The sequence below is a fragment of the Thermomonospora umbrina genome (assembly GCF_003386555.1).
GTDB lineage: Bacteria > Actinomycetota > Actinomycetes > Streptosporangiales > Streptosporangiaceae > Thermomonospora > Thermomonospora umbrina.
Genome location: NZ_QTTT01000001.1, coordinates 5,288,542 through 5,314,215, shown reverse-complemented (window position 1 = coordinate 5,314,215; position 25,674 = coordinate 5,288,542). Strand labels below are relative to the sequence as shown.

At 71.8% G+C, this 25,674-nt stretch carries 21 protein-coding genes; 7 read left to right on the top strand and 14 right to left on the bottom strand.

The genetic code is table 11. The features are described from left to right. Nucleotides 1-44 precede the first annotated feature (44 nt). Genes DFJ69_RS23650 through hrcA form a run of 3 tightly spaced genes read right to left on the bottom strand, consistent with a single transcriptional unit; the run spans nucleotide 45 to nucleotide 2,930 of the window. Nucleotides 45-779, bottom strand: a complete 735-nt coding sequence (locus DFJ69_RS23650) for a 16S rRNA (uracil(1498)-N(3))-methyltransferase (RefSeq protein WP_116024622.1) — start codon at nucleotides 777-779, stop codon at nucleotides 45-47. Then, nucleotides 780-1,916: a molecular chaperone DnaJ gene (gene dnaJ, locus DFJ69_RS23645; protein ID WP_116024621.1), complete on the bottom strand. Its 1,137-nt coding sequence runs from the start codon at nucleotides 1,914-1,916 to the stop codon at nucleotides 780-782. After that, nucleotides 1,917-2,930: a heat-inducible transcriptional repressor HrcA gene (hrcA, locus tag DFJ69_RS23640; protein WP_116024620.1), complete on the bottom strand. Its 1,014-nt coding sequence runs from the start codon at nucleotides 2,928-2,930 to the stop codon at nucleotides 1,917-1,919. Nucleotides 2,931-3,108: 178 nt separating this feature from the next. On the opposite strand from hrcA, the gene DFJ69_RS23635 reads away from it, so the two are divergent. Both DFJ69_RS23635 and DFJ69_RS23630 read left to right on the top strand, forming a co-directional pair. Further along, a complete protein-coding gene (locus DFJ69_RS23635; protein WP_116024619.1) occupies nucleotides 3,109-3,948 on the top strand; it encodes a DUF3097 domain-containing protein in 840 nt (279 codons plus the stop codon). Nucleotides 3,949-3,973: 25 nt separating this feature from the next. Continuing rightward, entirely contained in the window at nucleotides 3,974-4,558 is a 585-nt protein-coding gene (locus DFJ69_RS23630; protein WP_116024618.1) for a DUF4870 domain-containing protein, read from the top strand. A gap of 31 nt (nucleotides 4,559-4,589) precedes the next feature. Here DFJ69_RS23630 and hemW read toward each other — a convergent pair whose 3' ends face one another. After that, entirely contained in the window at nucleotides 4,590-5,798 is a 1,209-nt protein-coding gene (hemW, locus tag DFJ69_RS23625) for a radical SAM family heme chaperone HemW (RefSeq protein ID WP_116024617.1), read from the bottom strand. A gap of 39 nt (nucleotides 5,799-5,837) precedes the next feature. Next, entirely contained in the window at nucleotides 5,838-6,293 is a 456-nt protein-coding gene (locus DFJ69_RS23620) for a hypothetical protein (protein ID WP_116024616.1), read from the bottom strand. Nucleotides 6,294-6,496: 203 nt separating this feature from the next. Between DFJ69_RS23620 and DFJ69_RS23615 the strand changes: the two genes are divergently transcribed. Together DFJ69_RS23615 and DFJ69_RS33850 are read left to right on the top strand one after the other, a co-directional pair. After that, nucleotides 6,497-7,378, top strand: a complete 882-nt coding sequence (locus DFJ69_RS23615; RefSeq protein ID WP_211328718.1) for a hypothetical protein — start codon at nucleotides 6,497-6,499, stop codon at nucleotides 7,376-7,378. Between the two features lie 85 nt (nucleotides 7,379-7,463). Beyond that, nucleotides 7,464-8,033 carry a DUF4870 domain-containing protein gene (locus DFJ69_RS33850; protein WP_147312397.1) on the top strand — a complete coding sequence of 190 codons (570 nt, stop codon included), beginning with the start codon at nucleotides 7,464-7,466 and terminating at the stop codon, nucleotides 8,031-8,033. Nucleotides 8,034-8,061: 28 nt separating this feature from the next. Here the strand turns inward: DFJ69_RS33850 and DFJ69_RS23605 are convergent, their stop codons facing one another. Next, the gene (locus DFJ69_RS23605) at nucleotides 8,062-8,793 is read right to left on the bottom strand and encodes a Uma2 family endonuclease (protein WP_245974541.1); all 732 of its coding nucleotides are present in this window, start codon (nucleotides 8,791-8,793) and stop codon (nucleotides 8,062-8,064) included. Nucleotides 8,794-8,930: 137 nt separating this feature from the next. Next, a complete protein-coding gene (gene lepA, locus DFJ69_RS23600) occupies nucleotides 8,931-10,772 on the bottom strand; it encodes a translation elongation factor 4 (RefSeq protein WP_116024613.1) in 1,842 nt (613 codons plus the stop codon). A gap of 597 nt (nucleotides 10,773-11,369) precedes the next feature. Here lepA and rpsT point away from each other — a divergent pair. Beyond that, nucleotides 11,370-11,639: a 30S ribosomal protein S20 gene (gene rpsT, locus DFJ69_RS23595; protein ID WP_116024612.1), complete on the top strand. Its 270-nt coding sequence runs from the start codon at nucleotides 11,370-11,372 to the stop codon at nucleotides 11,637-11,639. 499 nt (nucleotides 11,640-12,138) lie between these two features. On the opposite strand, the gene DFJ69_RS23590 is transcribed toward rpsT, so the two are convergent. Further along, nucleotides 12,139-12,585, bottom strand: a complete 447-nt coding sequence (locus DFJ69_RS23590; RefSeq protein ID WP_116024611.1) for a hypothetical protein — start codon at nucleotides 12,583-12,585, stop codon at nucleotides 12,139-12,141. Between the two features lie 101 nt (nucleotides 12,586-12,686). Between DFJ69_RS23590 and DFJ69_RS35000 the strand changes: the two genes are divergently transcribed. Then, nucleotides 12,687-12,842, top strand: coding sequence for an SRPBCC family protein (locus tag DFJ69_RS35000; RefSeq protein ID WP_211328716.1), 156 nt, complete (start codon nucleotides 12,687-12,689; stop codon nucleotides 12,840-12,842). Nucleotides 12,843-13,268: 426 nt separating this feature from the next. On the opposite strand, the gene holA is transcribed toward DFJ69_RS35000, so the two are convergent. From holA to hflX, 6 genes are all read right to left on the bottom strand, one after another. After that, the gene (gene holA, locus DFJ69_RS23580; protein ID WP_116024610.1) at nucleotides 13,269-14,228 is read right to left on the bottom strand and encodes a DNA polymerase III subunit delta; all 960 of its coding nucleotides are present in this window, start codon (nucleotides 14,226-14,228) and stop codon (nucleotides 13,269-13,271) included. Between the two features lie 591 nt (nucleotides 14,229-14,819). After that, nucleotides 14,820-17,201, bottom strand: a complete 2,382-nt coding sequence (locus DFJ69_RS23575; protein ID WP_116024609.1) for a ComEC/Rec2 family competence protein — start codon at nucleotides 17,199-17,201, stop codon at nucleotides 14,820-14,822. After that, complete coding sequence (locus tag DFJ69_RS35700) at nucleotides 17,198-17,767, bottom strand: ComEA family DNA-binding protein (protein WP_245974540.1); 570 nt, start codon at nucleotides 17,765-17,767, stop codon at nucleotides 17,198-17,200. The genes DFJ69_RS23575 and DFJ69_RS35700 overlap by 4 nt, the downstream gene beginning before the upstream one ends. A gap of 1,246 nt (nucleotides 17,768-19,013) precedes the next feature. Beyond that, on the bottom strand, nucleotides 19,014-19,862 hold the full coding sequence (locus DFJ69_RS23565; RefSeq protein WP_116024608.1) for a DegV family protein: 849 nt from the start codon (nucleotides 19,860-19,862) through the stop codon (nucleotides 19,014-19,016). A gap of 333 nt (nucleotides 19,863-20,195) precedes the next feature. After that, nucleotides 20,196-21,410: an imidazolonepropionase gene (gene hutI, locus DFJ69_RS23560; RefSeq protein ID WP_116024607.1), complete on the bottom strand. Its 1,215-nt coding sequence runs from the start codon at nucleotides 21,408-21,410 to the stop codon at nucleotides 20,196-20,198. 641 nt (nucleotides 21,411-22,051) lie between these two features. Then, entirely contained in the window at nucleotides 22,052-23,542 is a 1,491-nt protein-coding gene (gene hflX, locus DFJ69_RS23555) for a GTPase HflX (RefSeq protein ID WP_116024606.1), read from the bottom strand. A 344-nt stretch (nucleotides 23,543-23,886) separates the two neighbouring features. Here hflX and aceB point away from each other — a divergent pair, with 344 nt between their 5' ends. Beyond that, the gene (aceB, locus tag DFJ69_RS23550) at nucleotides 23,887-25,494 is read left to right on the top strand and encodes a malate synthase A (RefSeq protein ID WP_116024605.1); all 1,608 of its coding nucleotides are present in this window, start codon (nucleotides 23,887-23,889) and stop codon (nucleotides 25,492-25,494) included. The last annotated feature ends 180 nt before the right edge of the window (nucleotides 25,495-25,674 follow it).

Below are 25,674 nucleotides of genomic sequence, written 5' to 3'. Positions count from 1 at the left end.
CCCACGCGCTCCGACACCACGGGCCCGCGCACGCTCCAGGTGGGTTACCAGCGGCCGGTGAGGGTGAGGAGGACGGCGGCGGCGGCCGTACCGGCGGTGGAGGTGCGCAGGACGGTGGGGCCCAGGCGGACCGCGACGGCTCCCGCGGCGGTGAAGTCGTGGAGCTCCTCGTCGGTGAGGCCGCCCTCGGGGCCGACGACGATGACGATGTCGCCGTCGGTGGGGGGTTGCACGGTGCGGAGGGGCGTGGTCGCGGACTCGTGCAGGACGAGGGCGCAGGACGCCGCGGAGAGGCGGGCGGCGACCTGGGGTGTGGTGGCCGGACCGGGGATCTCGGGCAGGCGGGGCCGGCGGGACTGCTTGGCGGCCTCGCGGGCGGTGGAGCGCCAGCGGTCGAGGGCCTTGTCGACGCGGTCGGGGCGCCAGCGGGTGACGCAGCGGGCGGCCTGCCAGGGGACGATCTCGTCGACGCCGACCTCGGTCATGGTCTCGACCGCCAGTTCGCCGCGGTCGCCCTTGGGGAGGGCCTGGACGACGACCAGCCGGGGCCGGGGCGGCTCGTGGGCCTGGCGGGACAGCACCTCGACGGTGAGGCGGTCCTTGCCGGAGACCTCGGTGACGACGCACTCGGCGAGCAGGCCGGCGCCGTCGGTCAGGTCGACGCGCTCGCCGGGGCGCAGCCGCCGGACCGTCACGGCGTGACGGCCCTCCGGGCCGTCCAGGACGACCCGGTCGGCGGCCAGACGCCCGGGCTCGGTGAGGAAGACGGGCGCGGTCATCTAGTGGCTGTTGAAGACGTCCCGCAGCCGGGAGAAGAAGCCCTGCTGGCCGGGGGCGAACTTGCCGGGGGGCCGCTCCTCGCCGCGCAGCTTGGACAGCGTCCGCAGCAGCTCCTCCTGCTCCTCGTCGAGCTTGGTGGGTGTCTCCACGTTGACGTGGATCATCAGGTCGCCCCGGCCGCTCTCGTTGAGGTGCCGCACACCCCGCCCGTACATGGGGATGACCTGGCCGGACTGGGTGCCGGGGCGGATGTCGACCTCCTCGGGGCCGTCCAGGGTCTCGATGATGACCTGGGTGCCCAGCGCGGCGGCGGTCATCGGGATCTGCACGGTGCAGTGCAGGTCGTCGCCCTCCCGTTCGAAGATCGCGTGGGGTCGCTCCACGATCTCCAGGAACAGGTCGCCCGCGGGGCCGCCGCCGGGGCCGACCTCGCCCTCGCCGGCCAGTTGGATGTGGGTGCCGCTCTCGACGCCGGCGGGGATCCGGACCTTGATGGTCCGGCGGGTGCGGACCCGACCGTCGCCCGAGCACTCGGCGCACGGGTGGCGGATCACGCTGCCGAAGCCGCCGCAGGCCGCGCACGGCCTGGCGGTCATCACCTGGCCCAGGAACGAGCGGGTGACCTGCTGCACCTCGCCGCGACCGTGACAGGTCTCACAGGTCTCCGGATGGGTGCCGGGCGCGGTGCCGGCCCCGGTGCAGGCGGTGCACACCACGGCGGTGTCGATGGCCAGCTCGCGGGTGGTGCCGAACGCCGTCTCCGACAGGTCCAGCTCGACCCGCAGGGTGGCGTTGCGGCCCCGGCGCGCGCGCGTGCGCGGCCCCCGGGAGGCGGCGGTGCCGAAGAAGGCGTCCATGATGTCGCTGAACGGGAACCCCGCGCCGCCGAACCCGGCGCCGGCCCCCGCTCCGCCGCCCGGCGCGAACGGGTCCGCGCCCAGGTCGAACATCTCGCGCTTCTTGGGGTCGGAGAGCACCTCGTACGCCTGGGTGATCTCCTTGAACCTGTCCTGGGTCTCCGGGTCCGGATTGACGTCCGGGTGGAGCTCCCGCGCCAGGCGCCGGTAGGCCTTCTTGATCTCGTCCGGGCTCGCGTCGCGGCGCACCCCGAGGATCGCGTAGTAGTCGCGTGCCACTTACGACCCCGCGAGGATCTGTCCGACGTAACGTGCCACTGCCCGCACCGCTCCCATCGTGCCCGGATAGTCCATGCGCGTCGGCCCCAGCACGCCCAGCCGGGCCAATGCCTGATCGCCGACGCCGTAACCCGCGGCGACCACCGAGGTCGACCGCAGGCCCTCGTGCAGATTCTCGGTGCCGATCCGCACCGTCAGAGTAGACGAATCACCGACCTCGCCGAGCAGGCGCATCAGCACCACCTGCTCCTCCAGCGCCTCCAGCACGTCGCGCAGGCTCTGCGAGAAGTCCACGTGGGCCAGATTGGCCGCACCGGCGAAGACGATCTTCTCCTCGTGCCTTTCGACCAGGGTCTCCAGCAGCACCGACAGCACCGTGGCGGCCATCGGGCGGTCGTCGGCCGGGACCTGTTCGGGAAGGTCGGCCACCGCCCCCGGCGCCTCGGCGAGTCGGCAGCCGTCCAGGCAGGTGTTCAGCAGCGCCCGCAGATGGGCGATGGACTCCTCCGAGACGGGGACGTGGGTCTCGATGACCCGCTGCTCCACCCGCCCCGTGTTGGTGATCAGCACCAACAGCAGCCGTCGGTCGGCCACCGGGACCAGCTCCACGTGCCGCACCGCCGAGCGCGAGAGCGAGGGGTACTGCACGACGGCGACCTGCCGGGTGAGCTGGGCGAGCAGCCGGACGGTGCGGCCGACCACGTCGTCGAGGTCGTAGGCGCCGTTGAGGAAGGTCTCGATCGCGCGGCGTTCGGCCACCGACAGCGGCTTGATCGTGGACAGCCGGTCCACGAACAGCCGGTAGCCCTTGTCGGTGGGCACCCGTCCGGCGCTGGTGTGGGGCTGGGTGATGTACCCCTGCTCCTCCAGCACCGCCATGTCGTTGCGGATGGTGGCCGGCGACACTCCGAGGCTATGTCGCTCCACCAGCGCCTTCGAGCCCACCGGCTCGTTGGTGGAGACGTAGTCCTCGACGATGGCGCGCAGCACCGCGAGTTTGCGGTCGTCGAGCACGTGGTCACCTCCCTGCGGGCCGCATACTGGCACTCCTTTCCCCTGAGTGCCAAGTCTACGGCGCTTCGGCCGTTCTCGGAGGCCCCCGGAGGGTGCCCTTCGCGTCGCCACGCCGTCCCACCGGGCAGGACGCGCCGGTCGGGGCGCCGCGCGCGAGCGCGTCGTTAGAGTCCGATCCGTGCGGAGCAAGGACTATGGCGACGACGTGCTGGCCGGCGACTGGCGGCGGCCGCGCAAGGGCACGATCCCGGAGATCCCGGCCGACCGGGACCTGGTCGTGGAGGACCCCGACAGCGGCTTCTGCGGCGCGGTGGTGGCCTGCGACAAGCACGGCGTGACGTTGGAGGACCGGTTCGGCGACCGTCGTGTGTTCCCCCTCACCAAGGCGGGGTTCCTGCTGGACGGCAGACCGGTGACGCTGGTGCGGCCCGAACGGGCGCGCGGGCGCGCGCCGCGGCCGCCCGAACGGTCGGCCTCGGGATCCGTCGCGGTGCCGAACGCGCCGGCGCGGGTGGCCAAGGAGAGCCGCATCTACGTCGAGGGGGTCCACGACGCCGAGCTGGTGGAGAAGGTCTGGGGTCACGACCTACGTGTCGAAGGGGTCGTGGTCGAGTATCTGGAAGGCATTGACGACCTGGCGTCGGTGGTGGAGGAGTTCGCCCCCGGTCCGGGCCGTCGGCTGGGCGTCCTGGTCGACCATCTGGTGGCGGGTTCCAAGGAGAGCCGCATCGCCGCGCAGGTCACCTCCCCCTACGTCCTGGTCGCGGGGCATCCGTTCGTGGACGTCTGGGAGGGCGTCAAGCCGTCGGCCCTGGGCATTCGGGCCTGGCCTCAGGTCCCTCGCGGCGTACCTTGGAAGGAGGGCGTGCTGGCGGCGCTGGGCTGGCCCGGAGACGTCCGGGCGGGCTGGCGGCGGATCCTGGGCTCGGTGAATTCCTACACGGACCTGGAACCACAGCTCCTGGGGCGCGTCGAAGAGCTAATAGACTTCGTCACCGCTCCCGAGCCCCCCGCCTAGGTGATCCTCGGAAGGAGCACAAGGCATGACGTACGGGACCCCCGAGCAGCCGGGCTACGGACAGCAACCGGGCTATGGACAACCGGGTCAGCCGGGGTACGGGCAGCAGCCCGTCCCAGGGCAGCCGGGCTACGGACAGACGCCCGACTATGGACAGACCCCGGGCTACGGTCAGCCCGGGTACGGCGACCCCTCCGGTTACGGCGCCCAGCCGGGCTATGGGCAGGCCGCCCCCGGGTACGGGCCGGTGCAGCCCTACGGCCCGCCCGGCCACGGCGGCGTCCCCACCCCCGACGAGCGCAACTGGGCGATGCTGAGCCACCTGGGGCAGTTCATCTTCGGCCTGTTCGCGCCGCTCATCGCCTATCTCATCAAGAAGGACGAGTCCCCCTTCGTCCGCTTCCACGCGGCGCAGGGCCTCAACCTGGCCATCACCCAGACCGTCTACACCGTGATCAGCGTGGTGCTGATGCTGGTGCTGATCGGCTTCATCATGATCATCGCGGTGTTCATCGCCTGGCTGGTCATGTTGGTCATCGCGGCGATGGCGGCCAACCGGGGCGAGTGGTACCGGATCCCGTCGTTCCTGGCCTGGCCCATGGTGCACTGACCACCGCACCGGCGGGACCGGCGGCCGAGGCTCAGGTGAGGTCGCGGACGACGGCGTCGGCGAGCAGCCGGCCGCGCAGTGTCAGCACCGCGCGGCCCCGCTCGTACGGCGTCGGTTCGAGCAGGCCGTCGCCGATGGCCCGTCGTACCGCCGTGTCGTCGAGCAGGTCCACCGGGCAGCCCTCGGCGAGGCGCAGCTCCAGCATCACGCGCTCGACGCGGCGGTCCTCGGTCTCCAGCACCTCGCGGGCGTGGGCGGGGCTCAGCCGCTCCCCCAGCCGCGAGGCGTGGGCGGCGGGGTGCTTGACGTTCCACCAGCGGGTGCCGCCGACGTGGCTGTGCGCGCCGGGGCCGACGCCCCACCAGTCGGCGCCCGTCCAATAAAGCAGGTTGTGGCGGCAGGCGGCCTCGGGGCCGCTCGCCCAGTTCGAGATCTCGTACCACCGCAGCCCATAGGAGCCGAGCAGTTCCTCGGCCATCAGGTAACGGTCGGCCATCGCGTCGTCGTCGGGGGCGGCCAGCTCGCCGCGCCGGACCCGCGCGGCCAGGCGGGTGCCCTCCTCGACGATCAGCGCGTACGCGGAGACGTGGTCGGGCCCGGTCGCCAGCGCCGCCTCCAGTGAGGCCCGCCAGTCCTCGTCGCGCTCCCCCGGCGTCCCGTAGATCAGGTCGAGGTTGACGTGCTCGAACCCCGCCTCACGGGTCCAGTCCACGACCTGCGGGACGCGTCCGGGGGTGTGGGAACGGTCGAGGACGGCCAGCACGTGTTCGCGCGCGCTCTGCATCCCATAGGAGACCCGGTTGAACCCGGCGGCGCGCAGCTTCCCCAGGTAGCCCTCGTCGACCGACTCCGGGTTGGCCTCGGTGGTGACCTCCGCGCCCGGCGCGAGACCGAATTCGGCGTCGATCGCCGCCAGGATCCGTCCCAGATCGTCGGGGGGCAGCAGCGTGGGGGTCCCGCCGCCGAAGAAGACCGTCTCCACCGGCAGATCGGTCGCGCCCAGCACCCGCCGCGCCAGGCGGATCTCCGCGATCGCCGTGTCCGCGTACGACTCGCGGCTCGCGCCCGGGCCCAGCTCGGTCGCCGTATAGGTGTTGAAGTCGCAGTAACCGCAGCGCGTCACGCAGAACGGCACGTGGACGTAGAAGGCGAAAGGCCGGGTGCCCAACCCGTCCAGGGCGCTGTCGGGCAGCGCTCCGTCGGCGGGGACAGGGTCACCATCGGGCAGGATCGAGGGCACCTCCCAAGTCTGCCCTCACGGACGCGGTGCCCGGTCCGCCTAGCCGGCCTCGTTCATCGCCTCGCGGAGCTTGTCCCGGAGCCAGGCGGGGGTGTGCTCATTGGAGCGGGGGAAGCGGTCCAGGTCCAACGCGTACGAGGAGGCCGTGAGCGGAGGGGTGAAGTCGGGCTCCCCCTCGTAGTCGAACTCCACGCTGTAGCGGCCCGACCGTTCGATGTCCAGACGGGCGGTGAACCAGGCTCCCTTGTCCCGGCGGTAGGTCGCCGTGCGCAACTCGTCCATGTACCGCATCGCCCGACCCGGGGGGACGAGCGTGCGCGTGCCGCCGTCCATGCAGACGGCCTCCAGGGAGGCGCTGTCGATCCCGACCGTGGCGTAGAACGCGAACGTCAGGCGGCGCCATCCCGGAGGGGCGACGGCCGACAACGCACGCACCGCGCTCTCCACGGTCCTTCGCTCCTTGGGCGAGCGCAAGACCTGGTCGGGCTGGGTCACGGGGAACCTCCTGAGCCGCTGGGATGCGTTTCCGACGTTATCGTTCCCCACCCGCGGGTTGGGGGAGCCGGCTGCGCGTTGATCTGTGGCGGAGCCGTTCGGCCGGGACGCGTCACCGAATTGTGCGTGAATCGCCCGTACCGTGGCCGGGCGGCTGGATACGTTCGGCGGGGGACGGTCTGAGGGGTGCTGGGGGCGGGGCGATGTGGGGCGAGGACGCGCGGGCGTACGGGCGGGTGCCGGTTCGGGTCGTGCTGCGAGGCGAACCGGACGGCTGGCACTACGTCGTCGTCGATCGGGCGGGTGACGAGCGGAGGGCCGAACTCGGCGGCAGCGGCGTGCGCTGGCAGACCGGCGGGCGCCGCGACGAGGAGCCTCCGTGGTGGCGGGCGCGATTGGCGGAGATCGCCGGTTCGCTCCGCGAGCACGTGGCCAAGGAGGTCACCGACCGGTGCTTCGACCTGTTCGCGGCCGAGGCCGAGATCACCTGGTTCGGGGTGGACGAGCCGGTCTGCTGGGAGGGCCTGGTGACCCTGCGGGACGCCGATCCCGCCCGCTTCCCCGGCCGGGTCCCGCCGTTCGTGGTCACGCTGATCCCCGGCCGCGGCGTGCTGCTCCCCGACGCGCACCTGGTGTTCGACACCCCCGCCGCGGACGCCTGGACGGCCCTGGAGGCCGTCGCGCGGACCTGCCGGACCCCCGCCCCCGCCGCCCGGTTCCTGTGCGGCTGGGCCGACCACCGCGCCGTGCGGGTGGGGCGGGGCAGCCTGGCGGTCTCCACCGAGCGGCGTCCGGACGGGGTGGAGCGGGTCGGCGAGATCTTCGGCGAACGGCCCCCGGGCTGGGGCGGCAACCCGGAGCTGCGCCTGCGGCTGGACGGCATCGACCTGCTGGACGAACCCGCGCAGGACGTCCTGTGGCTGCTCAAGGACCTCGGCCACGACGTCGTGACGCGGGGCCGCCTCCGGCGCGTGCCGACGCTCGGCCTGACCCTGTACGAACGGGACGGGCCCGGTGGGGCCCCCGGTGCCGAGGGGACGGCGGACGGGCGGTTCGGCGGGGTGTCGCTGAGCGCTCCATCTTGAGACGGAACCCGCGAACCCCGTGGGCGGTCGGATACTCATACACTTCGTCGACAGCTTCAAGTGGACCCTTTGAGAGGAGTCCGCCATGGCCTATGGTTCCCCCCCGCCGGCTCCCGGCCCCGGCCGACAGCCCGGATACGGCCAGCAGGGCCCGTGGCAGCAGCAACCGCCTGCGGGCCCGTACGGCCCCAATCCCGGTTACGGCCCTCAGGGCCCCGGCCCTCAGCCCCAGGGGCCTCCGCCCGCCCCTCAGGGGCCTCAAGGGCCGCAGCCCGGCCCTCAGGGGTACGGGCTCGGCGGGCCCACCCGGCAGGCGCCACTGGGGCCGCCCACGCAGGACGAGCAGAACTGGGCGCTGATGGCCTACTTGGGCCAGTTCCTCGCGTCGGCGATCGCACCGGGGGTCATCCTGGTCGTCAAGGGGCGTTCGCCGTTCGTGCGACGGCACGCGGTCCAGGGGCTCAACATGGCCATCGGGGCCGTCGCGGTCTGGGTCGTGGGCATCCTGCTCATCCAGTTCATGGACGCGCTGGCGGTGCTCCCGCTCGGCTACACGGCGCTGGTGATGTACTTCCTGGTGCGCGCCTCGATCGCCGTCAACCGCGGCGAGTTCACCCGGGTGCCGGGCTTCGTCGCCTGGCCGCTGCTGAAATAGCCCGTTCCGAGCCCTCGGAGCCCCGGCGTCAGGCCGCGGGCTCCGGGCCCGGGAGGATCGTGATCGTGCCCGGCTCGCCGGCGGGCTGGTCCAGACGGACGACCCGGCCGGGGTAGGTGCGCTCGGCGATGGTGACGTCGCGTTCGTCCCACTCGCCGTAGAAGATCGGACAGCCGTCCTCCAGCTCCACCTTCTCGGCGCCGGTCGGCCAGCGGTGCCCGAAGGAGTCGATCAGGATGGGCTCCTCGCACGACGGCAGGTCGGGCCCGGTCCGCTCCATGGTGTTCCCCTTCCAGCCGGACGTCCAGCGGGACGTCCGATCGAAGATCGCCTCGGGCGCCAGCTCCAGCGGGAACGGCGCGGTCACCCGGTGGGCCTCCCCCACCGTGATCTTGGCCTGTTCCGCGTAGCCGCCGTCGGCCAGCTCGTACACGTGCATCCACAGCTCCGCGCCCGTCGGGTCGACCACCCAGTAGTGCGGGACCCCGAAGCGTTCGTACATGTCCTTCTTGGCCCCGAGGTCGCGGTCGCGCGACGCGGGCGAGACCACCTCGACCGCCAGCAGCGGCGGCCCCTCGACGTCCGGGCGCGCCCCGTCGGCCTGCCCGTCCCGGCAGACCAGCAGATCGGCCCGCAGCCAGGTGTCGTCGGCCAACCGGACGCCCCCGCCGGTCACCGCCCGGCTCCCGGGCACCTCGGCGAGGGCGACGGGCACGACGAGATCGGACACGAGGACCTGATGCAGCAGTGAATGACCCACGCCAGCCAGTGTCCTCGGCACAACACCCCGTAGCCGGAGATTTACCGATCCTTGGTGAGGACGGTCACCAACCCACAACCCGCTCCAACGATGACCTGGGCGGACCCGGCACGGCACGGGCCGAAGGGGCGCAGGTGTTACTTCTTGCCCTTGTCCGAGGACTCGCCGGTGGAGAGCGCGGCGACGAAGGCCTCTTGGGGGACGTCCACGCGACCGATGGTCTTCATGCGCTTCTTGCCCTCCTTCTGCTTCTCCAGGAGCTTGCGCTTACGGGAGATGTCGCCGCCGTAGCACTTGGCGAGGACGTCCTTACGGATGGCGCGGATGTTCTCGCGGGCGATGATGCGGGCGCCGACGGCGGCCTGGATGGGCACCTCGTACTGCTGCCGCGGGATCAGCTCCTTGAGCTTGGCCGTCATCATCAGGCCGTACTCGCGGGACTTCTCCTTGTGGACGATCTGGCTGAAGGCGTCCACCGACTCGCCCTGCAGGAGGATGTCCACCTTGACGAGGTCGGACTCCTGCTCGCCGCTGGGCTCGTAGTCCAGCGACGCGTAACCGCGGGTCCGGGACTTGAGCTGGTCGAAGAAGTCGAAGATGATCTCGCCGAGCGGCATGGTGTACCGGATCTCGACCCGGTCCTCCGACAGGTAGTCCATGCCCTGGAGCACGCCCCGGCGGCCCTGGCACAGCTCCATGATCGCCCCGATGTGGTCGCTGGGCGACAGGATGGTGACCTTGACGATGGGCTCGTACACCGCGCCGATCTTGCCCTCGGGGAACTCGCTCGGGTTGGTGACGACGTGCTCGGTGCCGTCCTCCATGATCACCCGGTAGATCACGTTCGGGGCGGTGGAGATCAGCGCCAGGTCGAACTCGCGCTCCAGTCGTTCGCGGACGATCTCCATGTGCAGCAGCCCGAGGAAGCCGCAGCGGAACCCGAAGCCCAGCGCGGCCGACGTCTCCGGCTCGTACACCAGCGCCGCGTCGTTCAACTGGAGCCTGTCGAGGGCGTCGCGCAGGTCCGGGTACTGGTCGCCGTCCATCGGATAGAGACCGGAGAACACCATCGGCTTGGGGTCCTGGTAGCCGCCGAGCGACACGGGGGCCGGCTTCGAGGCGGTCGTCACCGTGTCGCCGACCCGCGCCTGCCGGACGTCCTTCACCCCGGTGATCAGGTAGCCGACCTCGCCCGCGCCGAGCCCGTCCACCGGCTTGGGCTCCGGCGAGATCACCCCGACCTCGAGGGTGTCGTGCGCCGAACCGGTGGACATCATCAGGGTCTTCTCGCGGCACGACAGGTGTCCGTCCACGATCCGCACGTAGGTGACCACGCCGCGGTACGTGTCGTACACCGAGTCGAAGATCAGCGCCCGGGCCGGCCCGTCCGGGTCGCCGGTGGGCCCCGGCACCGTCTCGACGATCTTGTGCAGCAGCTCGGTCACGCCCTGGCCGGTCTTGCCGGACACCCGCAGCACGTCGGACGGGTCGCAGCCGATGATCCCGGCCAGCTCGTCGGCGTACTTCTCCGGCTGCGCCGCCGGCAGGTCGATCTTGTTCAGCACCGGGATGATGTGCAGGTCGGCCTCGAGCGCCAGGTACAGGTTCGCCAGCGTCTGCGCCTCGATCCCCTGGGCGGCGTCCACCAGCAGCACCGCCCCCTCGCAGGCGGCCAACGAACGGGACACCTCGTAGGAGAAGTCCACGTGCCCCGGGGTGTCGATCAGGTTGAGGACGTAGTCCCGCCCTTCGGGGCCGGTCCACGGCAGCCGCACCGCCTGGCTCTTGATGGTGATGCCGCGCTCGCGCTCGATGTCCATCCGGTCGAGGTACTGCGCCCGCATCTGGCGCTCCTCGACCACACCGGTGAGCTGCAGCATCCGATCGGCCAGGGTCGACTTGCCATGGTCGATGTGCGCGATGATGCAGAAGTTCCTGATGATCGCGGGATCGGTCTTGTTGGGCTCAGGCCTGGGCACCGGGGTCCGTTCGAAAACTCACAGGTGGATAGATCTTGCCGTATTCCATATTCCCACGCCCGCCCTGATGCTCCGGCCCCACCTCCTCTTCTCGACGTGATCCGTTCCTTCGCCCGCGGCTCCCCACGCGGGGTGTTCCGTTGGACGCGGGCCGTGGGGCGACTCGGCGTCGGCGGATGCGGCCGGGCCCGGTCTCGGTGCGGCCCTTTGGCGGCCGGCACGCTCGCCGTTCCCCCGGCTTGCCGAGTGCGTCGGCGCGCGCCCGGGGAGGCCGGGCTCCGATCCCGTCGTGATCGGGACGTACGTCCCATGCGTCCGGGATGCCGGGGCTCCTACTGTGAGGACATGCCTCGCGGACCGGAACGCCGCCCGGAAGGCGAGGCCAGTGCGGGCGGTGACACCTCAGTGGGTGTCACCGCCCAAACGCCGTTCCGGTCGTGCGTCGCGGCATCGGTTTGGGTATGAGCCCCACCGGTTGGTAGGCTGTGCGACTGCGTGTGGCGTAGCGCCGTGCCGCGAGCACCGCCGCCACGTTTTCGTTGGAGTCTGTTCGCTCTGGACAGACGTGGAATGCGACCAAGGCTGAGGCACTACGACGTGGCGAACATCAAGTCCCAGATCAAGCGGAACAAGCAGAACGAGAAGGCTCGGCTGCGCAACAAGGCCGTGAAGTCCGAGCTCAAGACGGCCATCCGCAGGTTCCGTGAGGCCGAGGAGGCCGGCAACGTCGATGACGCCGTCGCCGCCGAGCGCCGCGCGGCCCGCAAGCTCGACAAGGCCGCCAGCAAGGGCGTCATCCACAAGAACCAGGCCGCCAACCGCAAGTCGGCGATCGCCAAGCGCGCGGCCGCCCTCCAGGCCAAGTAACATCGACGGTCGTCCCACGACCGTCCGGCAGACGCCGCGCCCCACCCGGGCCGCGGCGTCTTCGTCATGCCCACCCCCGGGTCCCCACGACGCGCAGCGCCGGCCGTCCACCTTGGCGCGCCACCGATCCCTGCGCGCCCTACCCGGGCCCACGGACGCCTTGAGCGGCGCGTCCCTCGACCGTTGAGCGCCAGCCGACCACAGGCACCCACTGCGCCCGCGGTCGGGGCGGGCCGTCAAAGGGCAGTCAACGCGACCACGACCGGCCTCGGCCGTCACGCGCACCCGCAGCGAATACCGACGGGCCGGCACGTCAAGGCGGTTGGAACGGCTGCCGCCGGCCTCGACCGTGGGGGGTACTCGCAGCGACTGTCGTCGGGGCGGGCCGTCAGGGGTGGTCGGGGAGGGGGCGTTCTGCAGCCGCCGGGTGAGGGTCGGCCACGGGGAGGTCGCCTGTCACGGCGTTCTCGACGTCCGCCCAGGTGAGCGTTGGTGTGACCTAGGCGGGTGGCGGCTGTTCCTGGGGGCCGAAGAGGTAACGGCGAGGGACGAGCCCCACGAGGGCGCGGTGGACGTCGAGCCGGTCGTCGATCATGTGCGTGATCCCGAGGTCGGCGCAGTGCACCGCCTTGTCGGCGCGTCTGCGGCAGATGCGCAGGTGGCCGACGGGTGTCCCGGTCCGTTCCCAGAACGCGTGGTGATCGAGCCAGAGCCGTGTCTTACGCTCGGTCACCGGACCGCATTTGGAGATGATCCACACCCGTCCGGCGAAGCGATCCGCCAGGCGTGCGAGCACCTCGAACGCGCCCTCGGTCGCGGGGCTGCTCAGGGCGCTATCGAGGTCGCCGTCCAGGAACACGGTGTCCGCGGAGCCGTCGGGACCGGGTCCGCCCTGGATCACCCTGCCGAAATCCACCCCCAGTCCAGGTTCGTCAAGATTCGTCATGGGTCCAGCGTGAGGCAGTCGGCCGGTTCGGCGAAACCGGTTTTCCGACGGACACCGGCTGAAAGCGACGGATCATTCCGAGCCATTCGCGGGAGGACGTCTTGCCGTACGAGATCACGATGGACATCGGCGCACCGATCGAGCGCTTCTGGGAAGTCTTGGTCCTCGTCGAGCGGTGGGCCGAGTGGTCGGCCTCGATGAGCGGCGTGGAACGGCTGGACGCGGGGCGTTCGACATGGGCAGCAGGGCACGCGTGAAGCAGCCCAGACTCCACCCGCCATCTGGGAGGTGACGGACTCCGTCGCCGGTTCCGCGTTCACCTGGATCGTCCGGAGCCCAGGGGTCACCACCATCGCCGGCCTCGGCCCTGATGGAGCGGCCACGCTACGCCTGCCCCTTCGCCAGACCGGGCCGTTGGCGCCTCTCGTGGGTGCGCTCACCGGCGGGCTGTCGCGCCGGTACGAGGCTCAGGGCCTCAAGCGACGTTGTGAGAATCGTTGAGCCCCCGCTCTCGGTCCGGGCGTACACGGCAGACAACGACCACGGAGGTCGCGTCGGGTCTCGGAGGTGATGCCCTCGCTAAGACTGGAGGCTCCGGTGGTGTCAGTGGGTCGCCATCCTGAACGCGGTCCGACTCGGCTCGCTCGCACCGCGTCCTGGCCGGCGTCGGCGCGACCCTAGGACTAACGGGTTCCTCTGGCGGAGACCACCTGGGAGACGACCTTCTCCAGGGCGTAGGCGGGATCCGTGGCCCCGCCCTTGACCTGGGCGTCGGCCTCGGCGACCACCGTCAACGCCCGGGCCACGCCCTCGGCCGACCAGCCGCGAAGCTGGCGCTGCACCCGTTCGATCTTCCATGGCGGCATGCCCAGCTCCTTGGCCAGCCCCGGCCCACGGAGACCGCGCGGAGCGCCGCCCACCTTGGCCAGGCCGCGGACGCCCTGGGCCAACGCGCTGACGATGAGCACCGGTGACGTCCCCGTTCCCAACGCCCAGCGAAGCTGCTCCAAGGCCTCGGCGAGGCGGCCGTCCAAGGCCTTGTCGGCGACGGTGAAACCGCTGACCTCGGCCTGTCCACGGTAGTACCGGGCGACGGCCTCCTCGCTGATCTTGCCGCCGGTGTCCGCGATGAGCTGGCTGCACGCGCTCGCCAGCTCGCGCAGATCGTGGCCGACCGCCTCGATGAGGCCGCGCGCCACATCCTCGTTGATCGCGCCGCCGGCCCGCCGCACCTCCGCCCGGACGAACGCGAGCCGCTCGCCCGCCTTGGTGATCTTCGAGCAGGAGACCTTCCGCGCGCCGGCCTTGGAGAGCCCGTCCACCAGGGCCTTGCCCTTGGCTCCCCCCGCGTGCACGGCGACGAGGGCGACGTCGTCGGCCGGCCGCTTGGCGTACGCCACCACCTCGGCGATCAGGTCCTTGCCCAGGTCCTGCGCCGACCGGAGCACCAGCACCTTGCCCCCGCCGAACAGCGACGGCGAGGTCAACTCGGCGAGCCGACCCGACTCGAGCCCGCCCGGTGACAGATCGACGACCTCCGTCTCGGGGTCGTCCGCCCGGGCGGCGGCGATCACCTCGCCCACCGCTCGCTCGGCGAGCAGCTCCTCATCACCAACGATCAAGGTCAACGGATCCGCAGGCACCTCAGCAGGATGTCATGACTTCCTCCATGCCGACGCCCGTCCCACGCGAACACCCCTCCCACCTCCCCGGACGCGCCCGCACTCCAACGAGACCACTCCCCCGCAGCCACAGGGCCGGCTCTGCACAGCTCCACCGCTCTTGGGCGCGCCCCTTTGCCTGCGAGCGATTCCGGCGGGTCGGCCGACGCGGTACGAGGGCGGGCTGACATGACTCCTCCATGCCAACGCCCTCCCCTGGGGCGAACACACCTCTGACCTCCCCGGTCGCGCCGGCCCCTCCATGGGGGTGCGAGGACGAGCAGACCACCGGTGGCCAGGACCGACAGGGCGAACCCGTACGAGCGGCCAACCCCGGGTCGATGAGCACCAGGACGAGCACCGCCGCGCACAACGCCGGGACGCTCCGCATTCCAACGAGGCCACGCCCGACAGCCGCGGGGCCGGGCCCGGCACACCTTCACCGCTCTTGGGCGCAACCCGTTGTCCGCGAGCGGTTCCGGCGGGTCGGCCGACGCGGTACGAGAACGGGCCGAATCGTTGGGCGAATTCGCGATGGTGTTCGCGTCCGTCAGGTCGGTGTGGGGGCGACGTCTATCGCCATACCGCGACCTTCCCGCCTTTTCGGGTCACGGTGGCCGGGCCGTCCGAGGTACGGATGATCGCGATGTCGCCGTCTCGGTCGGTGCGGTAGATGTGCATGCCCAGACGTTGAAGGAGAGAGAGCGTGCTGGGTGCCGGATGGCCATAGTCGTTGTCCTTTCCCAGGGACGTGATCGAGATCTTGGCTCGGGTCGACTCCAAGAAGGCGGGCTCCTGGTACCGCGCGCCATGGTGCGGCACCTTGAGGACCTGGACGGGGGGCACGTTCGACAGCAGCGAGCGTTGTGCCTCCGTCTCGATGTCTCCGGTCAGCAGGACGCTGAAGCCGGGTCGGCGGGCCACGAGGACGATGCTGGCGTTGTTGATGTCGGCGCCGTCGGAGGTGGAATGGAGCCGGGGTTCGGCGGTCCACGGGCCGAGAACGGTGAGGGTCACGGCTCCGACGCGCCATTGGCGGCCCGCGGTCGTCGGCCGGACCGCCAGGCCCGAGGTGAGGCGCAGTTCCCTGCCGTTGCTCTGTGCGCTGGTCAGGACGGCCCCGATCGTGCGGTCGCGTCTGACGCCGGGGGTTCCGTCGATGTGGTCGGCGTGGGGGTGGGTGAGGACGAGCAGCGGGACGGCCCGTACGTTCAGTCGGTCCAGACAGCCGTCGATGAGGTCGGGTTCGGGTCCGGTGTCCACGACGATCGCCTGGCCCGGACCCGTGGAGAGCACGCTCGCGTCGCCTTGACCGACGTCGCAGGCGACGAACAGCCATCCGGGCGGGGGCCAGCGGGACGCGGTCACGCGTAGGACTGCGCCGGCGACGACGATTCCGGTCAGGGCGGCGGCGGCGAGGGCCAGCAGCATGCGGTTCCGGAGCACCAGGTAGGCGATCAGCGCGGCGAGGAGCAGTGCCGCCGCGCCGATCACGCCGCCCTGCCAGGGAACCGTGGCGTACGGGATCCTGGAGGCGGTGCGGGCGACGCCGATGATCCAGCCGACGGCCAGCCCGGCGGGCCAGACGAGGAACCGGGCCGGAGCCAGGGCGATGGGCGCGATGGCTGCGGCCAGGGCACCGGACAGGGTGGCGAGCGGGACCGCCGGAGTGGCCAGGAGGTTGGCCGCCACCGCGACCAGACCGATCTCGCCGGTCAGCATCACCAGCAGGGGAAGGCAGGCGAGTTGGGCTGCCAGGGAAACGGCGAGCGCCTCGGCGACGGGCCGGGGCAGCCGTCGTGCGAGCCGGTCCCTCCATGGGGGCGCGAGGACGAGCAGACCGCCGGTGGCCAGGACCGACAGGGCGAACCCGTACGAGCGGGCCAACCCCGGGTCGATGAGCACCAGGACGAGCACCGCCGCGCACAATGCCGGGACGCCTTGCCGTTCCCTGCCCGTGAAGTACGCCAGCAGGCCGATCAGGCTCATGACCGTGGCGCGCAGCACGCTGGGCTCGGGGCGTGCGACCAGGACGAACGCGAGCAGGGCGACGGTGGCCAGGAGCGGTGCTCGGCGACGTCCCAGTCCGGCGAGTCGGCAGGCCGCCAGGACGGCTCCGACGACGATGGCGAGGTTCGCACCGGAGACCACCATCAGGTGGGTGAGCCCGGCGGTCGCGAAGTCCTCGGCGATCTCGGGCGCGAGCCGCGACGTATCGCCGACGACCATGCCGGGCAGCACCCCTCGGTGATCCCGTGGCAGGATCTCGCAGGCCGCCCGCAGCCTGGCCCGGACCCTCTCCGCCGCTCTCTGCAGAGCCGGTGGCATGCCCAGCACGAGGGGCGGCCCGCGGACGATCCCGACGGCGGCGAGGAGTTCGGCGTGCCTCGGCGGGGAGAGGCGTGCCGTCACCCGTATCCGCTGACCGGGGACCAGGGCTCGCCATGCGTCGTCCGTCCCGATGAGCAGGACCGGAACGCGAACGTCGACGTCCGATCGCTGGACGCGTACGACCTCGGCTCGGGCCCGGACGAGGACCACCGGACGATCCCGGGAGGGCTTGAACCCTGGGTCGCCCGTCACGACCGCGTCGATCAGGGCATGCGCCTCGGCCTCGGCCAGCTCGCGGATGGGGTCGTTCACGACCGCCGACAACCGCAGACCCGTACCCGCGGCCGCTGCGGAGGCGCAGAGGAGGGCCGCCATCACGACGGCGACCCTCGGGGGCCAAGGGCCGGCGCGTTGAGTGGTGCCGCCGGCGGTGGTCGTACGAGCGACGTGGCGGGCGCGGACCAGAACGAGTGAGGCTCCCAACCCGCATATGGCGGACGTCCGGTACGCCGTCGCCGGACCGGCTGCGAGCAGGGCCCAGGTGGTCGCCCAGACCACGAGGGCCGGTGCCAGGAGCCGCAGGTCGTGGTGCCGCCGGTCGGCTGCGCCGTTGGGCCCTGTCATACCCGGACCAGGGGCTTCAGGTCGGCGAAGCGGCGGGCGCCGATGCCGGTGACGTTCTGGAGTTGCTCGACCGAGCGGAAACCGCCGTTCTGAGTGCGGTAGTCGATGATCCGCTGGGCGAGCACCGGGCCGACTCCCGGGAGCGTGTCGAGTTGTTCGACGGTGGCGGCGTTGAGGTCGAGGGGTGCGCGAGCGCCCGGTGCGCCGGGCGCGGCGGGCGCGCCCGCGCCGGGTATCGGTGGCACCGCGGTGGCTTCGGAAGGCTCGCCGACCGTGATCTGTTCGCCGTCCATGATGCGGCGGGCGAGGTTGAGCGAGCCGGTACGGGCTCCGGGCCGCAGTCCCCCGGCGGCCCGGAGCGCGTCGGCGACCCTCGAACCTGCGGGCAAGGTCACCACGCCCGGCCTCCGCACCTTGCCGGCGACGTGCACGGTGACACCCGAGGGCATGGAGGGCCCGAGGACCGACGGAGCGGGCGCGGCCGACGGAGCGGGGATGTCGGTGACAGGACGGGGCTGCGGACGTGACACCCAGAAGTAGCCGCCCGCCAGCAACGCGGCGGCCACCCCCACCACGGCGAGGACGGCGACACCCGGCCGCCCGGAATCTAGCCGCCCCAGCCACTCCGGCCAGACCCGAGAACGGACAGCGGCCCGGAGATCCGGCCACCCCGGCCGCTCCGGCTCCTCCGGTCGTTTCCCAGCCCGGACACCGACCCCGAAAGCCGGCAATGCCGCCCTCGCCCGAGACCGAGCACCGCCCTCGGAAACGCCGCGCCTCTCCGCAACGCGACCGGAGCCACCAACAGGGCCGGAGACCCTCCCGCCATGAACACCGAGGGAACCCGAACCCGGCACCCCGAACCCGCCAACAGGGCCGGAGCCCCCCGATCCTGAGACACCGCTGGAGCCCGAACCCACCGTCCCGGCTGCCCCGGCCGAGACCCGGCCTACCACCCCGGAATCAGCGGCAGAGCCGGAACCCACCGCCCTGGAGACACCGGCAAAGACCGGCACACCAGGCGGATCGGCGGGACCAGAACCGGTCGTACCAGAGAAGTAGAAAGCGCCGGAGACCATCGGCCCAGGCAGGTCGGTGCTGCCGAAGACCGTCGGCCCAGAACAGTCGGCGATACCAGAAGCCGTCCGCCCAGACCGGTCGCCGGCCCCGGAGACCACCGGCCCACGCAGGTCGGTGGCGCCAGAAGCCGTTCGCCCAGTCGAGTCGATGGGGCCCCCATCCGCCGGGCCGGACGGGGCGGGGGTGTCGAGAGGCGCTGGGCTCGGGACGGCGACAGGGGCGGAGGTCGTCGCCGGGACGACGATCGGGCCGGAGAGCGTGGCCGAGCCTGACTCTGGAGCCGGGTTAGGTCGGGGGCCTGGTTGGGGCGGTCGGGCTCTGAGGTTGGGGTGCTCGGGGCTGGCGGAGGCGGGCATGACGACCGGGGCGGTGACGGGCGGCGCGGAGGCCTCGGGCGGCGGGGGGATGTCGTCCGAGGAGGGGCCGAGGTCGTCCTCGGGAGCGGCCACCCAGTCCGGGGGCTCGGGGGTCGATCGTAAGAAGGCGGCCGGTGGAAGATCCGGGAACGATGGGGGCGGCAGGCGGGGAGGTGGTTCGGCCGGGGGTGCGATGGGCTGGGCCGACGCGTGTCGTTCGGCGGTGAGCGAGCGCAGGCGGTCGGCTGCGGCGGAGGATCGCTGACGGGACTTGGCGCGCTTCATGCCTGCGACGTTAGGGAGCGCCAAAGCGCGTCGACAGGGTCGGTCGCGAATGTGGATAAACGTCCGAACAGGGTGTCGGGAGGGGCTTGGGTCAGGGGAGGTGAGGGGCGACGACGACGCCCAGCATCCCCGGGCCCGTGTGGGCGCCGATGACGGGGCCCACCTCGCCCACGTGGACGTCGTGCGCCTCGGGGATGCGTTCGCGCAGGCGGCGGGCCAGGGCGTCGGCCCGGGAGGCCGCGCCGAGGTGTTGGATCCCGAGGTCGACGGGGCGGCCCCCGGCGGCCTCGACGGCGAGTTCCTCCAGGCGGGCGATCGCGCGGGAGGCGGTCCGCACCTTGTCCAGCGGGGCGATCCGGCCGTCCACGATGTGGAGCAGCGGCTTGATCATGAGGGCGGAGCCGAGCAGGGTGGCGGCGCCGCCGATGCGTCCGCCGCGACGGAGGTGTTCGAGGGTGTCGACGTACACGAGGGAGCGGGAGAGTTCCGCCCGGCGGGCGGCCGCGGCGGCGACGGCGGCCATGTCGCCGCCTCGGCGGGCGCTCGCGGCGGCGGACAGCGCCGCAAAGCCCAGGCCCATGCCGATGGTGCCGGTGTCCACGACCGTGACGGGTATCGGGGCGGCCTCGGCGGCGAGTCGGGCGGCTTCGGCGGTGCCGGACATGGCGGCCGACAGGTGCACCGAGACGACCGCCTCGGCGCCGGCCCCCGCCGCGACCTTGTACGCGTGGGCGAAGCGTTCGGGGGCGGGACGGGACGTGGTGACCGGGCGCCATTCCTTCAGGGCCCGGGCGGTCTGCGCGACGGTGAGTTCGGTCTCGTCCCGGACGGTTCCGCCGATGGCGATCTGGAGGGGCACGGTGATGAGGCCGTGCCGTTCGGACAGTTCGGCGGGGAGGTAGGCCGTGGAATCCGTGACGACCGCGACCTCGTTGACCATGCCCTGGAGACTACCCCTGGGTATACGGACGTGAATGAAGCCGGCATGTCGGCGTGTAACGGTCGGGTGTCCTCGTCGTCGCCGGACAGGGGCCGGCCGCCGCACGGCACCCCGACGCGCGCCCGTTCGAGGCAGACATGGACCCAGCGCCGCCGCAAGTCGCAGACGGCCCCGACACACCGGGCGGGGACGAAGCGGACCCCGTGGTCGCGATCCACCGACGGCACCCCGACCCCCGGGCCGGTGACCGTCACCGACCCGACATCGAACGGCCGCGCCCGCAGCAACGCCCACGCACGGAGTCCGCGCGTGGGCGTCGTTCGGGCGGGTGGTCTAGTGGAGGACCGGCACGCCGCCGCGCCAGACGCGGAGCGCTCGGAGGCCGAAGGCCCAGGCGAAGGCGCCTTCGTGGTCGGCGTCCCAGAGGACGATGTCGGCCATCATGCCGGGCGCCAGGGAGCCGCGGTCGCCGACCCGGAGGGCGGCCGCACCGCCGAGGGTGGCGGCGCGGAGCGCCTCGGTGACGCTGAGGCCGAACATGGCGACGGCCAGGCCGATGACCAGGGGCATCGACGTGATGCCGCACTGGCCGGGATTGTGGTCGGTGCCGAGGGCGAGGGTGACGCCGCGGTCGAGCATCGTGCGCACGGGCGCGGGCGGTCGTTCGCTGTTGAGGGCGCTGCCGGGGCAGACGGTGGCGGTGACACCCGCGTGCGCGAGGGCCTTGATGTCCTCGTCGTTGGCGTGGGTGAGCAGGTCGGCGGAGGCGCAGCCGACCTCGGCGGCGACCTGTGCGGCGCCGGTGCGTTCGTTGGCGCAGGCGTGCATCCGCGCCTGGAGACCGGCGCGCTTGCCCGTGTAGAGCAGGACGCGTGCCTCCTCGGGCGTGAAGTGGCCCTCGTCGCAGTAGACGTCGATGCTCTCGGCGCCCGCCGCGGCGGCGTCGCCGGCCCACTGCCGCACCGCCTCGATGTAGTCGCGGCGGCGTCCGAAGTACTCCGGCGGCAGGATGTGGGCGGCCAGAAAGGTGGCGTGGATGCGCGGCATGGACGGCTCGCCCTCGAGGGAGCGCAGCATCCGGATGTCGGCCAGCTCGCCGTCGCGGGTGAGGTGGTAGCCGGTCTTGGCCTCGACCGTGGTGGTGCCGGACTCGATCCAGTGGCGGAGCCGTTCGCGGACGCCGTTGCACAGGGTCCACGGGTCCGTGCCGCGGGTCACGGTGACGGTCGAGTTGACGCCGCCGCCGGCCGCGGCGATCTCCGAGTAGGTCGAGCCGCTGGTGCGCATGGCCAGCTCGGCCCAGCGGTTGCCCGCGTACACGGGATGGGAGTGGGCGTCGATCAGGCCCGGGGTGACCAGGCCGCCGCCGAGGTTCTCCACGTGGTCGACGTCGACGATGTCGTCGATGACGCCGGGCACGCTCTGCGGGAGGTCGGAGGCGGGGCCGGCCCACACGATGCGGTCGTCGTGGATGAGGATCGCGGCATTGCTGCACACATCGGTGCCCGTCCAGAGCCTTCCGATGTTCGTCAACAGCCTTACCGTCATGGGGTCACCGACCCGGAGGGGACATCGCGGCGCCGTCGGGCGCTGAACCGGACGCCATGCAGTGGGTCACCTGCTCTCGATCGGATGCGCCGACTGGGTGCCGGCGAATCACCACCTGGGTGTGGGGTGATCCGGGGATCACCTGGAGCGACGAGACCGGAGATATCGGTTTCGACACGGTAGTCCACGCAAGGGCCGGGCGACAACCTTTGCCGGGACACGGCGGAACGCTCGGCGGGGCGGCCTCGCCGGGCGCCGGGCGCGCCGCCTCCGGACGGCTTCGGACGGGTCGCAACGAGGGCGTCGGGCACCGGGCCCGGGCCGTCCGTCGCGCCGCGTCCGCCCACCGGCCTCGCGCAGGGCAGCACACCTATCACTTTCCCGATCCAGGAACTCGACAAAACTCTCACCCAGGGCGAAAACCACATAAAATACCTGGTCATGGATCGACCCTGCGGTCGTCCCGCCCCTCGGTCATTCAGACGGTACGGAATCGGGGTGGCCCGTCAAGCAGAATTCCCAAGGTGTAACCCTCGCGCGACCACAAATTCGGATGAATACGCGACAGTTCGCGCAGATCGTTCCGTACGCCGAAGCCCGTCGCCGATCGGCGACGGGCTCCGCGAACGCGTGAGGACGGGTCAGACCGGTTCCACGGCCGCCTCCGTGTAGGGCGCCAGGTCGGACGCCAGGGAGGCCGGGACCCGCGCGTGCAGGCGGGTGCCCTCGGCGATGTGGTCCTGGGTGATGACCTCCCCCACGTCGTGGACGCGGGCCACCAGGTCGCCCCGGTCGTACGGGAGGACGACGTGGACCTCGTCCTCCAGCCCGGGGAGGTCGGCCTCGATGGCGGCGAGCAGCTCGGGCACGCCGGCGCCGGTCCGGGCGGACACGACGACGCTGTTGCGCTCGCGGCGGCGCAGTCGCGCCACGGTGAGCGGGTCGGCGGCGTCGGCCTTGTTGATGACGATCAGCTCGGTGACCTTGTCGGCGCCGATCTCGCGCAGGACCTCGCGGACCGCGTCGATCTGTGCCTCCGGGTCCGCGTCGGAGCCGTCCACCACGTGCAGGATCAGGTCGGCCTCGGCGACCTCCTCCAGGGTGGAGCGGAACGCCTCGACGAGCTGGTGCGGCAGATGGCGGACGAAGCCGACGGTGTCGGCCAGCGTGAACGGCCGCCCGCCCGGGGCCTCCGCCTTGCGCACGGTCGGGTCGAGGGTGGCGAACAGCGCGTCCTCGACCAGCACGCCCGCCCCGGTCATCCGGTTGAGCAGGGAGGACTTGCCGGCGTTGGTGTAGCCGGCGATGGCCACCGACGGCACCCGGTTGCGGCGGCGACGGCCGCGCATGGTGTCCCGGGACTTGGACATCTCGGCGATCTGCCGGCGGAGCTTGGCCATCCGGGTGCGGATCCGGCGGCGGTCCAGCTCGATCTTGGTCTCACCGGGGCCGCGACCGCCGATCCCGACGCCGCCGGCGGCCCGACCGCCGACCTGGCGGGACAGGTTGCCGCCCCAGCCGCGCAGGCGCGGCAGCAGGTAGTCGAGCTGGGCCAGCTCGACCTGGGCCTTGCCCTCGCGGCTGCGGGCGTGCTGGGCGAAGATGTCCAGGATCAGCGCGGTCCGGTCGATGACCTTGACCTTGACGATCTCCTCGAGGTGGCGGAGCTGGGACGGCGACAGCTCGCCGTCGCAGATCACCGTGTCGGCGCCGGTGGCGCGGACGATCTCGGTGAGCTCGGCGGTCTTGCCGGAGCCGATGTAGGTGGCCACGTCGGGCTTGCCGCGCCGCTGGATCAGGCCGTCGAGCACCTCGGATCCGGCGGTCTCGGCCAGCGCCGCCAGCTCGCGCAGCGAGTTCTCGGCCCGCCGGGCGTCGCCCTCGGTCCAGACGCCGACGAGCACGACCCGTTCGAGTCGCAGCGACCGGTACTCGACCTCGGTGACGTCCTCGAGCTCGGTGGACAGTCCCACGACGCGGCGCAGCGCCTGGCGGTCGGCCAGGTCGAAGTCGCCGGTCGGCGGCTCCTCGTCGCCGAACCCCTGAGCGAGGTCCGGACGGTCGTCCGGTGCGGCGCCGTGGACGCCGGGTCGGTTCTGGGCCTGTGGGTCTTGAAAGAAGGCAGAAGTCATATGTTCCTTAGCAACGCCGCTGGGCGGCCGGTTCTTCCCGACCGATCGTGCCACGTGGCGACCTGCACGGCCATGGATTAACCGCCCGGGACACCCGTCCTCCAGGGATACCAGCCGGGCCGGGCCGGGGATAGCAGCCATCCGCAGGAATCCGGTCGCCCGACCGGAACCCCACGCTCACCCGGCGAACGAACAGAGTCGCCCAGGTGCCGTGCCCGGCGGGGGGACCGGGTACGGGGTGGGTGGACGGCGCGGAGGCGGGGCCGCTTTGACCCAGGGAAATACCGCCAAGTAGCCTTTCCACTGACCAGAAGTGAGTTTTCACCATACGAAAGGGAAGGCAGATGACTGCACCCGACGGCGTGGAGGTCACCGGCCCCCTCCATGAGCGGTACGACGAGATCCTGACGCCGGATGCGCTGTCCTTCCTGGCCACCCTGCAGCGCGAGTTCGGGGCGCGGCGCACGGAGCTGCTGGCCGCGCGCGCCGAGCGGGAGGCCCGGCTGGCCGCGGGGGGCACGCTGGACTTCCTGCCCGAGACGGCGGGGGTCCGTTCCGACGACGCGTGGCGGGTCGCCGAGCCGGCGCCGGGTCTGGAGGACCGGCGGGTGGAGATCACCGGCCCGACCGACCGCAAGATGACGATCAACGCCCTCAACTCGGGCGCCAAGGTGTGGCTGGCCGACTTCGAGGACGCCAACACCCCGCTGTGGGAGAACATGATCGAGGGGCAGCTCAGCCTGCGCGACGCCCTCGACCGCACGATCGACTTCACCGACCCCAAGAGCGGCAAGTCCTACGCGCTCAAGGCGGACGAGGAGCTGGCCACCATCGTGGTCCGGCCGCGCGGCTGGCACATGGAGGAGAAGCACGTCCTGGTGGACGGGAAGCCCATGTCCGGGTCCCTGTTCGACTTCGGCCTGTACTTCTTCCACAGCGCCCGCCGGCAGCTCACCAAGGGCAAGGGGCCGTACTACTACCTGCCCAAGATGGAGTCGCACCTCGAGGCGCGGCTGTGGAACGACGCGTTCAACCTCGCCCAGGACGAGCTGGAGATCCCGCGCGGCACCATCCGCGCCACGGTCCTGATCGAGACCATCCCGGCCGCGTTCGAGATGGAGGAGATCCTCTACGAGCTGCGCGACCACTCCGCGGGGCTCAACGCCGGCCGCTGGGACTACCTGTTCTCGGTGATCAAGAAGTTCCGGTCGCGGGGCGCCTCGTTCGTCCTGCCGGAGCGGAACGCGATCACCATGACCGCGCCGTTCATGCGGGCCTACACCGAGCTGCTGGTACGCACCTGCCACAAGCGGGGCGCGCACGCCATCGGCGGCATGGCCGCGTTCATCCCGTCCCGCAAGGACGAGGCGATCAACAAGGTCGCGCTGGAGAAGGTCCGGGCGGACAAGACCCGCGAGTCCGGCGACGGCTTCGACGGTTCCTGGGTGGCGCACCCCGACCTGGTGCCGATCTGCCGCGAGGTCTTCGACGGCGTGCTGGGCGACAAGCCCAACCAGCGCGACCGGCTCCGTGAGGACGTCAGCGTCTCGGCCGCCGACCTGCTGTCGGTGGACAAGACCCCCGGCGACATCACCGAGGCCGGCCTGCGCAACAACATCGACGTGGCGCTCCGCTACCTGGCCACCTGGCTGGGCGGCAGCGGCGCGGTGGCCATCCACAACCTGATGGAGGACGCCGCCACCGCGGAGATCTCCCGTTCCCAGGTGTGGCAGTGGATCTACAACGGTGTCACGCTGAAGGAGGGGCACAAGGTCACCAAGGAGCTGGTCGAGCAGATCCTCGAGGAGGAGCTGGCCAAGATCAGGGCCGAGCTGGGCGGGGCCTACGACGAGCCCCGCTTCGACCAGGCCGTGACCCTCTTCAAGGAGGTCACCCTGGCCGACGACTACTCCGAGTTCCTCACCCTGCCGGCCTACGAGCGCATGCCGTAGTCCCCGCGGCACCCGGCCGGGGCGCATGCCATGACCCCGGCCCCGGCCGCCGTGACCGCGTCCACCGGCGCGGCCACGGCGGCGGTCCCGCGCGACGGCGTCCGGCCGACGCCGCGTGCGGGTCGGCACCTTGCACGGCGGACCGCGACGCCCCCGCGCCGGTCCCGCGACAGTGAGGAG